The organism is Halomonas sp. NYA30 (genome assembly GCF_976980765.1).
In genome coordinates this window covers 2,393,595-2,407,581 of sequence record NZ_OZ334477.1, presented here as the reverse complement: position 1 = coordinate 2,407,581, position 13,987 = coordinate 2,393,595, and the positions used below count along the sequence as shown (strand labels likewise).

Sequence of the window (13,987 nt, the reverse complement as noted above, 5' to 3'; positions counted from 1 at the left end):
TGTCATCTGTACAGTGGAGTGCCCGAGCACTTCTTTCACGTCCAGTAGCGGTACGCCTTAGCTGACCATCCAACTAGCGCACGTGTGGCGCAAGTCGTGTATCCGGAAGTTCGTAATGTGCGCACTGGTGCACGAGCTCTTAAATCCTTCCCGCAGATTTCCAAGTCGTTCACCATAAGCCTTCGCGAACAACCATTCGCTTTCCTTCTTCGTCTGGGGGGCAGCTACCACCTCAGCGGGATTCGGCGTGGCTTTCTATTCCCGTACTTGCAGCCGATTACCTGAGGCAAATCAACCGTCATTCATGGGGTTGAATGATTGCTTGATAATCTGCCTTGGGCAGTGCCTGCAGGTTCATATACGAAACGTGAACGGCCATTTCTGACAGCGTAAATGTCGCCAGCTCGTCAATGAGCGAAAAGGCAAGGTCGTGACTGGAGAGGCTGGTGGCAATGCCCGCTGTCCAGTGGTGGGCTTTGATGGCGCGGGCTACCAGTACGTCTCGATCAGCGTCGAGGGGGAACGCAGCACCTCGGTAGGCGTCACGCCAGTGGTCGCAATAACAAGCAACGACAAACTCCCGGAAGGTGTTAATCAGCATTTTGTGCAGTGCTTCGACGTTTTTGACGCCCGACTCTGGCAGGTTGCTGTATTCCCGCTGCATTTGCTCGAGCTGATCCCAACGCTTGTGGTAGGCGGCCTTGTCCAACGCTTTCCCCTTATCCCTAGTTTAGAAGCCACCAATATAACGATGTTGGGTGGCTTCGCTCAATTCTTCTTTGGCGTGAGACTGGGCTTTCTATTTCAGGGAATTGCTATGAAAAAGGCTCCGCCTATTCACCAATATCACCTGGGAAGTAATGCAATGCTCCCCAAGAGATGGAGGGTAATGTTCTTTTTAAATCAATCCCTAAGTGATCAGCTTCAATAAGCGTTGAACCGCCCCGGTTATTCCGGAGACCGGTTTGTTTGAGTCAGGCAGCTTCACCCGACTCCTCCAATTGACGATAATACGTCCTTTCTCGTTCTGCTGGTGGAACGTTTCCGATGGGTTCCAGCAGTCGGCGGTTGTTGAACCAGTCAACCCACTCCAGCGTGGCATACTCAACGGCATCCAGTCCCCTCCATGGGCCACGATGATGGATCACCTCCGTTTTGAACAAGCCGATGATGGTTTCAGCCAGCGCATTGTCGTAGGAGTCGCCGGTGGTGCCGACTGAGGCATTGATACCCTCGTCAGCCATACGCTCGGTGTAGCGGATCGAGAGATATTGGCTTCCCCTATCACTATGATGGATCAACCCTTGTCTGTGTTTTCGTGCCCACAGAGCTTGCTCCAGAGCGTCCAGCACCAGCGCCGTTCTCATCGACGTCGCTACACGCCAACCCACGATACAGCGTGCATAAACATCGATAACGAACGCAACGTAAACGAAGCCAGACCAGGTAGCGACATAGGTAAAATCGGCCACCCAAAGCTGATTAGGACGCATGGCCGTAAAGTCACGTTTCACTAAATCAGGTGCCCGTTTCTGGCCGGGATCACTGATGGTCGTGAAGGGGCGTTGGCCTCGCACCACGCCGCGAATTCCTAGGCGGCGCATGAGCCGTTCTACAGTGCAACGAGCAACATTAACGCCTTCACGGCGGAGTTGCCGCCAGACCTTACGGGCACCGTAGACGCAGAAGTTTTCTTCCCACACGCGCTGAATCTCAGCGGTAAGAAACGCATCCTGCCGATACCGGTCTGCCCGCCGTTCAGGATCAGCTTCAAGTGCCTTGTGGTGGTAATACGTCGATGGGGCGATTGGCAGTTGACTACAAATCGACTCGACCCCGAACTGAGCACGATGCTCGTCGATAAATGACACCATCAATTGGGTTTGCGGTCGAGCTCCGCCTGGGCGAAAAAAGCAGCCGCCTTACGGAGAATTTCATTGGCACGCTTCAATTCGGTGTTTTCACGCTCTAGCTGCTTGAGCCGTTCATGTTCAGACAGGTTAACCGAGCTGTTTTCCTGCGTGAGTTCTGTGCGTTTGCACCAGGCTCTCAAAGTCTCTGGTGTACAGCCGAACTTGCTGGCAATGGAGCAGATCGCCGCCCACTTGGACGGGTATTCGCCTTGCTGTTCAAGGACTAATCGAACAGCTCGCTCCCGGACTTCTGGGGAATATCGTTTTGGTGAGTTCATAACTCCATCCTCTCAAGATATGGAGTCTCCGGTAAAGACGGGGCGGTTCAATTATATATAGGCTGCGATAGTTGTGCGATTAGCCACCACTTCTTGAAGCCCTGCCGGTTGCCCGGTGGGGCTTTTGCTTTTCTGAATTTCTAATCTCGAGGTTGGGCCATGTCCGCTCATTCTCCTGCTCATTGGCTTGAGGAGGCGGAACTGCTGCGCGTTGAGCCAGCACCGCCAAGAGTTACACGCGCTGGCAACGTGGCCGCTTTCCTCGATACATTTGCCTTTGCCGAGGGCACGCCTCGCTTTGGCGATCAGGACGGTTTCAATGTGATTGTCGGCGGCAAGACGTTCAGCAGTTACGACGATCACCCGCGCCAGCTTGTATTGCTGCCTGCTTATCAAATCAACTCCAGCGCCGCAGGGCGCTAGTAGTTCCTGATGCGTACGTGGGATGACCTGGTCGAGCGGTTCCATCTTCCTGACTTCACGCCTGCCAGCCAAGACTTAGGTGCCATTCACCTTATCCGTCAGTGCAAGGCGCTTGCATTGATCCATGACGGCCGTATTCGTGATGCCATCCATGCTTGCCGCACAATTTGGGCGAGCGGCTTGAGATGGTGCTAATAAGCCAGTTTCCTACCTGCGGACGTTGCGGAAAAGGAAGCGTAGCCGGTATGCATAAAAATCCATATATGGTGGTTTATATTCGCATAGATACAACATATGCGATATTATCGGGTTTTCAAAAGGGAGTGCAGATATGCTAACCAAATTACTTCTTGTCCAAATGGCAAGCATCGTTGCATTAATTATTTCAGGGGTGCTGGCTTTTAATGGTACTGAAGGATGGGGGTGGTTTTTATTCGTGGCGTTTGTAATGTACGCGCCTGAACCCATAACCCGCATCGTAGGTACAAAAGGGTAACGTCCAACACCTAAATCACACTTGGTAAAAATAGACCTCGCTGCATATGCAGTGAGGTTTTTTTTTGCCAATCACATTCATCCCTATACCAAAATTCAGAGCTGCTTATGAAATTTGATGCTGGCCGTGTAATCGCTTACGGCGGTGGCAGCAGCGTTTCCGTTACGTCTCTGGCATCGAAGGCTAGCCCGGCTGACCTAGATATTTCGCCCACTCCGAATGATGTGGTGTCACTGCTGAATATGCCACTGATTGAGATTGGAGGCGTTCACGTGGTGACCGCTGACTTGGTGAGCATTGGCGGGCTAGTTTTCGTGGGACTGCGCTTGGCATTCGATATTTGGAAATATTTCGATAATCGGCGGGGTGGGCGCAATGGCAAATAAACGACTTATTGGCGCCGTTAGCGCTGCGGTGTTGACTATTGCGGCGGGGATGATTGTGCCGTGGGAAGGCACCAAGCTGGAAAGCTACCGCGATGCAGTGGGCACCTGGACGGTATGCACTGGACACACTTCCTCTGCAGGCCCAGACCAGAAGCGGACACCTGAAGAGTGCGATGAGCTGCTAGAGCGCGACATGCTAACGGCGCTGCAGGCGGTTGACAGTATCATTACCACGCCGCTTTCAAACAAGACTCGGGCCGCATTTGTGTCGTTTACCTACAACGTGGGTGAGGGCAATTTGAAGAGTTCAACGCTTGCCCGGTTAGCAAACGCGGGTGATCTGGTAGGCGCATGCGAAGAGCTTTCCAGATGGGTATACGCAGGAGGTCAACGCCTGCGAGGGCTAGTTAACCGCCGCGCTCATGAGAGAGAAGTGTGTTTAGAGGGAGTTAGCAATGCTGAAAAGTAAACTGGCTGGACTGTTCATTGGCTGTCTAGCTCTGGTCAGCGCTTATCTCTACTTGCAGCACATCATCACCCAACGGGACGCTTACCAAGCACAGGCTGAGCACCAGCGTGAACGCGCCGAGATATTGATCGAGCACCAACAGTTTCAGCGCCAGCGCATCGAGACACTGAGCAACGTACTGGCTGCGCGTGAACGCACGTTAGAAACCATTGATGACGATATAGGCGCCAGCACTGGGGCCCTCGAACCATTGGGAGAACAAGATGCGAAAGCAGGTGACTGGCTTGATAGCGATCTGCCTGATGGGGTTGTTGACTGGGTGCGCGAGCTTCAGCGATCAGGCGCTGCCAATGCAGTGCAACAGCCCCCTGGTACCGGCACATCTAACCAATGAGCTGCCAGCGCCTACTCGGATCTTGCAGAGCAATAAGGGGCTGCTGTTATTGCTCGCTGAATATGAGGCGCTACGCCGCCGGTTCAATGCAGACCGGGCGGCAGTGGTGGAGATTTTGGAGAATGATTTAGGTGCTGAGTGAGGCCATTGGCGCGCCAACCATGCGGTTAACTAGCTGCATCTCTGTACAAAAAAACCACGGTTCCTCCTGAGTGGGTGCCTCTGCTGTACGGGGGCGCAGAGCCTCGATTTCGCGCTATTTATGAGAATTTTCTAAGGCGAGGTTGTTGTTTCGATGTCGAACAAAAGACAGCAATCTCCGGAGCCTTACTGGCTGAACAAAAGCCAGATGGCGGCAAGTCTGGGTATCAGCGTGCAAGCCTTTGATAAATGGGGCGTTAAACCGGTGGCGAAGATCGGTAGAAGCGTCTATTTCGACTGCCGTTCGGTGCTGGATTTGAAGCTGGCTGAGCTAGAGACGAAACAACAATCATCGCAACCTGGCGATGACGATATGGGCTTTAACCCAATGCTCGAGCATAAGCGCGAACAGGAGGAGTACCTGCTGACCAAGGAGCGCCGTATTGGCCAGCAGCAGCGCTGCCCCCGTGAACGATACGGATATTTATCAGGTCGTCGGCAACCACCAGGAGCGTTACGACGGCCCGGTATGGCAAACCGATCCCGCCAGTGGGGAAGTTCACTTTGCGGCGGAACTGCCCAAGACCCATACGGGTAGCTTGCCCAAGCGGGTCAGTGTGCGGGGCTATACGCCGATCTTTGCCGAAATTCCCCGGGCGAGTAACTCGGTCCCCGCGAAACCTCCCATTCCACCAACTCGACGCAGATCTACAACGGCACGCTGGGCAACGTGTCACAAACGCTTGTGCAGGCGAGCTTCACCTACTACGGCGGAGAGGATGCCACAGATCCGCTGGTTCGATTTAAAAACAATCGGCTGCGGTTTAGCTGGTACCAGAACCGCTACCGGGCACCGTTCTCGCTGACTCAAGGCATTCTCGGCATCGGGCGCACGTATCCGGCGGGTGACCATGTGAATATCAGCTGCACCGTATCGGCTGAACAAGCCACCGTCGATTTTGAAGGCTGATTTTTTTGCCATTAAGCCTGCCACGGCGGGCTTTCATAGCTTTTCAAAACTGCACTTCTTTAAGGTGATGCCATGGAATTTGATGTAAGCCGCTTCACCGGGGCCAGCTTTAAGCGCCGTGAAGAAGATGTGCCAATACCCGACCTGCGGGATTGGTTCAAAGGCGTTAAGAAGGTGAGACGCCTACTTGGCGCGTGCGCGGCCTGAGCGGCGCGGAATTGGCCAGCGTGAAAGAAGCCCGGACCCGCAACCGAAATCGCAATGCCATCGCGGAAGGGCTGCTATCCCAGAAAGACGCCAAGGTGACCTATGCTGCGCGTGAACTGATTGGCTCCGGCGACAGCGTGCCGGATGACCTGGCGCGGAGGATTGAAATGCTGGTTATTGGCAGCGTGGCACCTGAGTGCAGCAACCAGCTAGCGGTGAAGCTGGCGGAAGCCTTTCCCATCGAGTTTTGGTAGCTGACCACCAAAATTACTCAGCTTACCGGCCTGGGCAGCGAGCCGGGAAAGCCGAAGCGCTCTTCAGGCAGCCCGATATCCAAATCGCCCTCCAGCTCTGCGACCTGAAGGGCGAATTTCTATTCCGAGTGCGGCCCGACCTGTTCCCCCTGGCGATGCTGACAGAGCTGGAGTGTGATCTTTGGGGTATGTATTTCGAGCAGCGGAAGAATAAATAGTATGGTTGGCTCAACTGGCATTGCTGCTGGTCACCAAGGTGTGGTATGACGGTGGCCTTACTAGCCTTGTGTGATCAAAATTGATCGCTTATGATAATGAGTGAGTAATAATGATACCCAATGTGAAAGCATTGAAATAGGCCAACAGGCCTCATACAAACTTCTCCGATAAGGAGGGTTTCTTGAATGAAAAAGCTTAATAGAAAAGACTATCCAGAACTGGATCTCATCTTATGGGATCGAGCCGAGCGCTTGGTTGATCCTAAATTTGCCTTTCGTATTTATGAGCAAAGGTGGCGTTTCGTTGATCAGCGTAGGCTGAACGCCAATGAGTGCGCTCTAATTAAAGCGTTAGCACATGAGTATGGCCACGGGCAAATGCTTGTAGCATGACATTTACACGTCCTCACCATCAAAGAATCAATCACCTGCTTTCGCAATTTAACCCCGACTTCCTCTACCAAAATAATATCCTTTTTGGTGGAGGCACGCGTATAGCGCTTGAGCTTAATGAATTCCGCGAATCAGTAGACATAGATTTATTTTGTATAGGGACAGATGCTTACCGTGCCGCCCGCTCCACCATTACCAATGTTAGTTTTGGTGAGCTGGTAAAAGAGGGCTGCGAAATCGAGAGATTTGCAGGACGAGAAATTCGTGCTGATCGAGACGCAATAAGGACGTTACTTGTTGGTTCCGATCAGCCCATCAAGCTTGAAATCGTGAATTTTAGCAATCAACACCTGCTACCTGGAGAAGTGAATACTCTTTTTCCTATCGCCTGTGTGAGTAGAGTTGGGTGTTTTGCTACCAAGCTGACTGCCAATGCCGATAGATACAACGACCATATCAAAGATATTTTAAACCTTTGTATGATGCGTAGAGAGTTGATCCATCAGCTCTGAAAAACGATTATCAGCTAAATTCGACTAACCCTTACCGGCAAGCCCTGGCGCACGCTGGCCCCGCTGATGGGCTCAAGCCAAGTGCCATCCACACTCCTCGTGGGGTCTTTAAAGCCTAGATCGTTGATATTGATACCCGCGCGCATCCAAGGCATATCCGGTTGAGATTCACCGTCGATAATATGTGGCGTTGCGCCTAAATCCCGGTGGCCATAGCCATGCTCAATGCCCAAGGCACCAGGTATTACGCTTTCACTGACTAGCGCCAACCCGACCACGCTTCCGCCAGGGCTTTCTATGCGAATGGTATCGCCGTGCTGGATACCAAAGCGCTCTGCGTCTTGGCGGTGCATCTGTATCGGGTTGTAAGGCTTGATCATACGCAGCCGCTCACTGCCGATAGCGTAAGAGTTCATCAGGTTGGATTTGAACGAGAACGCCAACAGCGGCCACTCTTGCTCCGAAAACACCTCGCGCATGGGTTGCTTGTTCGCCATCTGAGGCAGCTTATGGCAGGGGACGCCGCTATTGGGCAGGCCATTAGTGGTATCAATGCTGGTGCCGACTGATTCGTTGTAAACACATAGCGTTTGCTTCCACTGGTATTTCAATTTTTCACCTATGAAGTGCTCGCTGGCATCTTCAAAGCGTCCACCCCGGGCATACAGATAGGCTACTCGAGCGCGTTCATCAGTTTTTAGCGTTCGTGCGATTTTAGGCACCAGTGGGGCAATGCCTCCATGGGCAACATCAGCATCGTCGGCTTCTGGCAAGGGTTCTTCTTGAAAAGCGATATTAGCCGCGGCCCGCAGATAATAATCCTCTGCGCGATTGAGCGGGTGCAGATTGCCCTGGGCATCGGGAATTGCGTTGTCGCCAAAGCCGGGCAGGCCAAGCCGTTTGGCCACAGCGATAAAAAAGCTGTCCATAGACACCGGTTCGCCCTCAGCGGTTTTTTGCTGGCGCGGCTCCACCACGGGCCAGCAGGCGGTGGTCAGCTTGCCCAGGGTGCCTTTCCACGCGCCCGTAAAGCCCCACACCTCATACATCACAGAATCAGGGACGATGTAGTCGGCGTAGCGGTTGGTTTCATTGATAAAGCCATCCACGGCAACAAAGAGTCCCAGCCGTTTGGGGTCTTTCAGCTTATCGACAATGACGCCTTTTAGGCCAGCCTGACCATAAATCGGGTTAGCCATACAGCCAATCACCGCTTTGATGGGGTAAGGATAGCCATCTAGTGCCGAGGGTAGGTGCTCTGTGAGCGTCGGCGGCGCCAACGAGCGCCACGGCGCTCTAGCCGGGTAAGGGTTTTCGCCTGCGGCGACTTTGCGCCGATACTCGGAAGACTTTTCGTAGGGGAAGCGCGAGCGGGATAGAAATACCCCCTGCGGCGCGCGCTTACCAGGAAAGTTGGCTAAATCGTAGCGTGGGCCCTCGCCGGTACCGCTGTAAGTGCCGCCGCCCACGGCGCTGCCACCCTTCATGTTGTAGTTGCCCGCCAGTAGGTTCAGCATTTGCACGCTGAACGCTGCGTAGAAACCGTTGCCCGACATCATGCCGCCGTGACAGTTAACAGCGGCTTTTCTGCCATGGCTGGCATAGCGGCTGGCCAATTCAATAATCGTCGCCTTGGGAATGCCACAATGTTCTGCGTAGGTGTCTAGGTCGTACTCGTGGGCAGATTCGCTTAGCAACGTCAGGCTGCTTTTGACGGTCACGGTGGTGCCATCGGCAAGCTCAACCGGACGTTCGGCAAAGAGCTCGGCGGTCATCACCTCTTCGCTTAGCGCGAGTTCGTCATTGGCTACTACCATCGGCGAGTCAGCATCGCTACCCGCTTCCACTAGACCCAGGTCGCTGGCGCGAAGAAAATAACCTCTGCGCGGGTGTTCATAGGTGTCAATCACCAAATGAGTGGCGTTGGAGTGGGTGGTTTCGCCCGCTGCATCGGCGGCGGCTTGGCCGGGCAAGGCCAGGAAGTCGCTGGCATAGCCCTGGTTGTCGAGTAACCACTGGATGATGGCCATGGCAAAAGCGCTGTCTGTCCCAGGGCGAATAGGCACCCAGTGGTTGTTATCGGCAGCGTGGGAGGTGGCGGCGTTGAGTGCTGGGTCGACCACCACGTACTCAAGCGTACCGGCTGCACGGGCTTGGGCAATCAAGCGGCCTTGGCGTTTAAACGGGTTGCCTGCTTGGCTGGGCGCACAGCCGATATACATGATAAAACGCGCGTTTTGGATATCCGGTTTAACGTGGGCGTTGGTGACAATATTGTTCATCACCGCCCCAGAACCCATGCGGAAAGCCAACCCGCAGTAAGCGCCATGGTGACCATAATTGCGGGTAGCAAAGGCGTTGAGGGTAAAGCGCTTGAGTAGGTCTGAACGTCCGTAGTCAGTGGCTTCCATCACCATTAGTTGGTTAGCCTTGGGGCCATATTCTGGATTGTCGGGATCGATAAGGGTCTCGTGGTCACGAATATCGCGCAGTCCATCAACATGGCCTTCGCTAAACAAGTCGCCGCCTTCACAGATTTCTTCAATTAACTGCTCAAAGGAGATTTTCTGCCATTCACGGCTGCCACGTTCGCCTACTCGTTTTAAACAGTGGTCGACACGGAAGGGGTTGGTGATTTGGCTCATCATGGCGTTGCCACGGGCGCAGGCGGTGGAGCGGTTTATCTGACCCTGTTCGCCATAGGCGCTAACACCGCGTAGCGCATCCGCCACCGGTGTACGCATAGGTAAATGGTTGTCAGCGGACAGCGGATGGTAGGGATTGCCTGATACCCGTAGTACTTCTCCGTGGGTGTCATCGACCCTGACTCGCACGCCGCACTGTGTGGTGCAGCCGTAGCAAATAGTGAAGGCGACTCGCTGGTCGGGGGTGAGCGTAAGCTCGCCAGTATCTAAATCGACTCGGTATTCTGGGGTCAGCGAGTTGCCATGAATATTGTGCCTGGGTTTTTCACCCGCGCTACCGGTAATACCCTTGGCCATTTTTGCCAGTGGGTCGGCATAGCCCACAGCAAAAGTGGCTGCACCACCGGCGACGGCAGCGCCTTTTAGAAAACGGCGGCGTGACGGGTCTTGAGCAGACTTAGACATGACTAGACGCTCCTTTTTTCGCGGTGAGAGAATGAATAGAAGCATCTTGGGCAGCGTGAGTTGGCGTTGCTATAAGGCCGCCCTGCTGGGCCTGCCTCCAGGGAATAAAAAGTTCAATCAGTAGAATAGCGGCGAGCCAGAGGCCGAAGATGCCAACAATGCCTAAAATACCGGAAGAGCCTGCGGGAATGCCGTAGTGGTGAAAGCCTGCGCTGTTGCGGGCCACATGCTGAACATCCATCAGCACCACCCAGCGAAACATCCAGCCCATGTGTATGGCCACGAGGCCTAGCAGCCATGTCCAGGCAAACAGTGCTGGCTGGCTAGAGGTTGGGGCGCCGCGTACCCCTGGCTGGCGCAGGGTAGGGCGAGTCAATAACAACAACACGGCGGCAAATAGCGCTAAGCCGGTAATCCCTCCCCATAGGGCGGTATTGCGCCACGAGTCGCTATGGCGCACGGATTCCAATGCGGCGGCAACTGAGCCTACGTGTGCATTCACGCCATCCAAAAGCCAGCTAATCGCAATCAAGCCTGCTAGCGCACAGGTCACTAGCAGCGCATACAGCATCTGTCGTATAGCGGTTTGCGAACAAAGCCCACTAACCCGGTTCAGCACTAATACCAGCCCGGAGGCAGCGATAAACCCAGTAGTCGCCAGCATAGGCGGCAGCCATGCGGTGTTCCAAAGCGGGCGGGCTTTTACGATTGCAAGCTCCGCACCGGTGTAAAGCATAATGCCGCTGGAAAGCCCCAGCGCAGCCAAACCTACCACGGTGATCAGCGCTCTGGGCGTTGCGCCAGTGCCCATTGAAAGCCAGGTAGCTAGCATGCCGCTGAGTCCTGGTGTGCTGCGCTGTGCCTGCAGCGCGGGTCGCCATGCCAGCCAAGCAAGGCCAAGTACGCTAACCAAATAAAGCGGCAGAACAACGCTGCCAATCGACATCCACGAGTGGCTATTAGCGTAAGCGTAGAAGTGCCAAAACCGCAGCGGCTGGTGCAAATCAGCGAGTAGCGCAACGGGCGCTACCAGCGTAGTGCTAACGCAGGCGATTAGCGCCAGACGCGCGGTAGGCAGCCAGTTTTTTTTGCCGAATACCAGTGCTGGGGCGGCTAGCCACAGGCTGGCGTAGGAAACCGCAATCATAAAAAAGTACTGAACCGCCCACGGGTACCAGGCGATATCATAGCGCGGTGCCAGTAGCTCAATGGTGGAATTCATAGCCCATCTCCTGACCTTGGGGGTCGAGTACTTCGAGCGCAACGGGCTCGGCCTTAGGACGCGTGGTGAAGCGCTCATCCATGCCTAGGTAGAACACCTGAGGAAGGGTATTTTTTTCTGGTTGTAGCACCATCAATGCATCGCGATGTTCGTGAATCATGCGGCTGATTTGGCTTTGAGGATCGCGCATATCTCCAATCACGCGGGCACCGCCTACGCAGCTCTCAACGCAAGCGGGCAATAGTCCGGCTTCTAGACGATGGGCACAGAATGTGCACTTGTCGGCGGTTTGAGTGCGTTGGTTAATAAAGCGAGCATCGTAGGGGCAGGCGTTAACACAATAGGCACATCCCACGCAGCGGTCACTATCGACCACCACGATGCCATCCTGCTGCTGGTAAGTGGCTTCTACGGGGCACACCGGGACGCAGGGCGGGTTTTCACAGTGGTTACACAGCCGGGGCAGCATAAAGGTTGCTAATTCGCCGCTTTCCTGGTGCTGTACTTCATATTGGGAAACCGTGGTGCGGAATTGGCCCAGCGGTGCAGCGTTTTCGATATGACACGACACCGTACAGGCTTGGCAGCCGATGCACTGGCGTAAATCGACAAGCATGCCGTAGCGTTTAGTGGGATCGCCTTCACGGCGGGCAGGTTGCTGATTGATGCCAGCTTGGGCAAGGCTTGAAAACGGTATCAGCGCAGCGCCGGCGCTTAAACGTGCCATTTGACCCAAGAGCGAACGGCGTATTGCGTCCATAGCGCCTCCTTGGCGAATTAAACGGCATTCGCATGGGCGAATGGTCGGAATACGCTTAGGTTACGCCTTTTGTTAAAGGAAAAAATTGATTCGTGTCAATGTGTTAGGATATATCGCTTAATGCTCTCTTAATGTTAAATGACTAAGTGGCTGTTCTGTATATGGAATTTTATTTGGTATTAATTAATTGGCTTGCTACACGGGAAATTTTTTAGCGCGCATATGTAAAAAAGCGCTTGCCCTAATAAACATGGCAAGCGCTTTTTCTATGGTTTTGTTTGCTTATATAGGCACTATTAAATTTTACATGTATTAATGCCTATTAATTTATAAGCTGGGCAGAAGTTAAATAGCCCGGTGGCTAGCGGCAATACGCCGACCCAGCCCCACACCCCGATAGTACCTGTCAGGGCCAGTACGATCAGTGCAATCCCAATCAGGATGCGTAAGATTTTATCGATACCACCGACGTTGCGACTCATAATTGACTCCTTAAGCTCAGTTTGGGTGCTCAAAAACTGTAAACAGGAATGGACGGATCGCGCATCATTTCCGCTATGGGGCCAGGTGCCGCCACCCCCACGCCTTCAAGAAGGTCGTCTTCTTCGTTTTTGCTGTTGGGCAGGTAAATGGCACATACATCCACCGTTGCGCCATTCTCTAATAGCATATTAAGCATGCCTTCCGGTTTGACTTGGCCCGCCGGGTTGCTCGGTGGCGTGTTGATAGCTTCCGCACTTGCGTATCCCCCGACGGCCAAATCACCAGCAGCATCACAAAGCAGTATATGAAGGTGGGTACCTTGCTGCTGCATGGCGTTGGATAGAATCATGGCCATGCCTTGGGTCTGCAGTGAATCGCTAGTAAGGATAACTAAGGCCTGATCTTCAGCTCTGTTGTCAGCCATTGAGAAACTAGAGAAACCGATAGCAGCAGTAGCAACTGCCAGTGCCAAGATCGTATTGCTGGTCTTATGTGTTGTAGTCATGCGGCCACCTCGTTGGGTTTGATCAATATCTTGGCCCTGCTGGTTATCAAGCAGTGGCCCATTTATCTGAATCTTAGTGGGCAGGGCGCCATGCCACATCAGGGTTAATGTCATAGCTCCATGGAAGGCCCGAATTGCGCCAACCATTCTGCGCTCTTACGCCCTGGGAATTACCCTCCTTGAGTTTTTCACCCTCGAAACCGTCGGTCATGGAATAGACTTCGCTGTATCCCATCTCGGCGATCACATCGGCAGCGGGAGCGCTGCGGGTGGCTCCGGAGCGACACATGACAATGATCGGATCTTCTTCGTTTACGCCTAGAGCGTCTATTTTTGCTCTTAATTGCTCTTCGAAGTCAGCGTTTTTGACCATTGGCCAAGTCTTCGTTTCTTCATCGAAGTTATCGCGCTCGGCTAGCACCCAGGGCACATGGATATCGGTGGGCTCGGCGAAGCCAGTAAACTTGATCTCAATGGAGTCGCGTACGTCGATGAGTACAGCACGATCGTTATCTTGCATGAGGTCATGAGCCTCAATGGCCGTGACATAGAGACCTAATGTTGTTTCCCGGTAGGCCTCGACTTCGTCTGCAATAGAGGGTGTGGCTCCTAAGGCCATCGTGATTCCGATGACGGTAACCATTGGCACTAAAGAACTTTTCATAACTATTTCCTCTAACGTAATAACTTAAATATCATCGTTCGAGAATAGCCCTCTTTCTGCTTAAAAACACGAGGCATATGGCCGCAGCTTGATCCATATCAAGCCCATATGAATTTTCGTGGCCGTGAAATGACGTAACGATGAGGGAGTCTTTTTTCTCAACGCCCAGCATCAGCATTGCCCCATTGT

General features: G+C 53.5%; 20 protein-coding genes and 1 other annotated feature. Of the genes, 12 read left to right on the top strand and 8 right to left on the bottom strand.

The window, feature by feature from the left end:
* Positions 1 to 298 precede the first annotated feature (298 nt).
* Positions 299 to 709, bottom strand: coding sequence for a hypothetical protein (locus tag ACWI0H_RS11125; RefSeq protein ID WP_485873485.1), 411 nt, complete (start codon positions 707 to 709; stop codon positions 299 to 301).
* A gap of 265 nt (positions 710 to 974) precedes the next feature.
* Positions 975 to 2,191, bottom strand: a protein-coding gene (locus ACWI0H_RS11120) for an IS3 family transposase (RefSeq protein WP_230806374.1) whose coding sequence is annotated in 2 segments (ribosomal slippage) — positions 975 to 1,906 and positions 1,906 to 2,191 — 1,218 coding nt in all. Because the reading frame shifts where the segments join, the coding sequence is not laid out codon by codon here.
* Positions 1,800 to 1,916 (bottom strand) — a sequence feature (AL1L pseudoknot). Its footprint overlaps the gene before it by 117 nt.
* 159 nt (positions 2,192 to 2,350) lie before the next feature.
* On the opposite strand from ACWI0H_RS11120, the gene ACWI0H_RS11115 reads away from it, so the two are divergent.
* The 12 genes from ACWI0H_RS11115 (at position 2,351) to ACWI0H_RS11060 (ending at position 7,054) form a co-directional block, all read left to right on the top strand.
* Positions 2,351 to 2,614 (top strand): lysozyme family protein, encoded by a 264-nt coding sequence (locus ACWI0H_RS11115; RefSeq protein ID WP_485873484.1) that lies wholly within the window; start codon positions 2,351 to 2,353, stop codon positions 2,612 to 2,614.
* 9 nt (positions 2,615 to 2,623) lie between these two features.
* Positions 2,624 to 2,809, top strand: coding sequence for a lysozyme family protein (locus ACWI0H_RS11110; protein WP_485873483.1), 186 nt, complete (start codon positions 2,624 to 2,626; stop codon positions 2,807 to 2,809).
* A gap of 136 nt (positions 2,810 to 2,945) precedes the next feature.
* Entirely contained in the window at positions 2,946 to 3,110 is a 165-nt protein-coding gene (locus tag ACWI0H_RS11105; protein ID WP_485873482.1) for a hypothetical protein, read from the top strand.
* Between the two features lie 107 nt (positions 3,111 to 3,217).
* Positions 3,218 to 3,496, top strand: a complete 279-nt coding sequence (locus ACWI0H_RS11100; protein WP_485873481.1) for a hypothetical protein — start codon at positions 3,218 to 3,220, stop codon at positions 3,494 to 3,496.
* Positions 3,486 to 3,965 (top strand): lysozyme, encoded by a 480-nt coding sequence (locus ACWI0H_RS11095; protein WP_485873480.1) that lies wholly within the window; start codon positions 3,486 to 3,488, stop codon positions 3,963 to 3,965. Before ACWI0H_RS11100 ends, ACWI0H_RS11095 begins: the two co-directional genes overlap by 11 nt.
* Positions 3,952 to 4,359 (top strand): hypothetical protein, encoded by a 408-nt coding sequence (locus ACWI0H_RS11090; protein ID WP_485873479.1) that lies wholly within the window; start codon positions 3,952 to 3,954, stop codon positions 4,357 to 4,359. The genes ACWI0H_RS11095 and ACWI0H_RS11090 overlap by 14 nt, the downstream gene beginning before the upstream one ends.
* A 295-nt stretch (positions 4,360 to 4,654) precedes the next feature.
* Positions 4,655 to 5,098: a hypothetical protein gene (locus ACWI0H_RS11085; protein WP_485873478.1), complete on the top strand. Its 444-nt coding sequence runs from the start codon at positions 4,655 to 4,657 to the stop codon at positions 5,096 to 5,098.
* 132 nt (positions 5,099 to 5,230) lie between these two features.
* Entirely contained in the window at positions 5,231 to 5,470 is a 240-nt protein-coding gene (locus tag ACWI0H_RS11080; RefSeq protein ID WP_485873477.1) for a hypothetical protein, read from the top strand.
* Positions 5,471 to 5,542: 72 nt separating this feature from the next.
* The gene (locus tag ACWI0H_RS11075; RefSeq protein WP_485873476.1) at positions 5,543 to 5,677 is read left to right on the top strand and encodes a hypothetical protein; all 135 of its coding nucleotides are present in this window, start codon (positions 5,543 to 5,545) and stop codon (positions 5,675 to 5,677) included.
* A 20-nt stretch (positions 5,678 to 5,697) separates the two neighbouring features.
* Positions 5,698 to 5,931: a hypothetical protein gene (locus ACWI0H_RS11070; protein ID WP_485873475.1), complete on the top strand. Its 234-nt coding sequence runs from the start codon at positions 5,698 to 5,700 to the stop codon at positions 5,929 to 5,931.
* A gap of 404 nt (positions 5,932 to 6,335) precedes the next feature.
* The gene (locus ACWI0H_RS11065) at positions 6,336 to 6,542 is read left to right on the top strand and encodes a hypothetical protein (RefSeq protein ID WP_227405166.1); all 207 of its coding nucleotides are present in this window, start codon (positions 6,336 to 6,338) and stop codon (positions 6,540 to 6,542) included.
* Positions 6,539 to 7,054, top strand: a complete 516-nt coding sequence (locus ACWI0H_RS11060) for a nucleotidyl transferase AbiEii/AbiGii toxin family protein (RefSeq protein WP_485873474.1) — start codon at positions 6,539 to 6,541, stop codon at positions 7,052 to 7,054. The genes ACWI0H_RS11065 and ACWI0H_RS11060 overlap by 4 nt, the downstream gene beginning before the upstream one ends.
* Positions 7,055 to 7,068: 14 nt before the next feature.
* Here the strand turns inward: ACWI0H_RS11060 and ACWI0H_RS11055 are convergent, their stop codons facing one another.
* From ACWI0H_RS11055 to ACWI0H_RS11030, 6 genes are all read right to left on the bottom strand, one after another.
* Positions 7,069 to 10,164, bottom strand: a complete 3,096-nt coding sequence (locus ACWI0H_RS11055) for a molybdopterin dinucleotide binding domain-containing protein (RefSeq protein WP_485873473.1) — start codon at positions 10,162 to 10,164, stop codon at positions 7,069 to 7,071.
* Positions 10,157 to 11,386, bottom strand: coding sequence for an NrfD/PsrC family molybdoenzyme membrane anchor subunit (gene nrfD / locus ACWI0H_RS11050; protein ID WP_485873472.1), 1,230 nt, complete (start codon positions 11,384 to 11,386; stop codon positions 10,157 to 10,159). Before nrfD ends, ACWI0H_RS11055 begins: the two co-directional genes overlap by 8 nt.
* Positions 11,370 to 12,146, bottom strand: a complete 777-nt coding sequence (dsrO, locus tag ACWI0H_RS11045) for a sulfate reduction electron transfer complex DsrMKJOP subunit DsrO (RefSeq protein ID WP_485873471.1) — start codon at positions 12,144 to 12,146, stop codon at positions 11,370 to 11,372. Before dsrO ends, nrfD begins: the two co-directional genes overlap by 17 nt.
* 296 nt (positions 12,147 to 12,442) lie before the next feature.
* A complete protein-coding gene (locus tag ACWI0H_RS11040; RefSeq protein WP_008956645.1) occupies positions 12,443 to 12,628 on the bottom strand; it encodes a YgaP family membrane protein in 186 nt (61 codons plus the stop codon).
* 29 nt (positions 12,629 to 12,657) lie between these two features.
* Positions 12,658 to 13,134 carry a DsrE family protein gene (locus tag ACWI0H_RS11035; RefSeq protein ID WP_485873470.1) on the bottom strand — a complete coding sequence of 159 codons (477 nt, stop codon included), beginning with the start codon at positions 13,132 to 13,134 and terminating at the stop codon, positions 12,658 to 12,660.
* A 73-nt stretch (positions 13,135 to 13,207) separates the two neighbouring features.
* The gene (locus ACWI0H_RS11030) at positions 13,208 to 13,798 is read right to left on the bottom strand and encodes a rhodanese-like domain-containing protein (RefSeq protein WP_485873469.1); all 591 of its coding nucleotides are present in this window, start codon (positions 13,796 to 13,798) and stop codon (positions 13,208 to 13,210) included.
* Positions 13,799 to 13,987 lie beyond the last annotated feature (189 nt).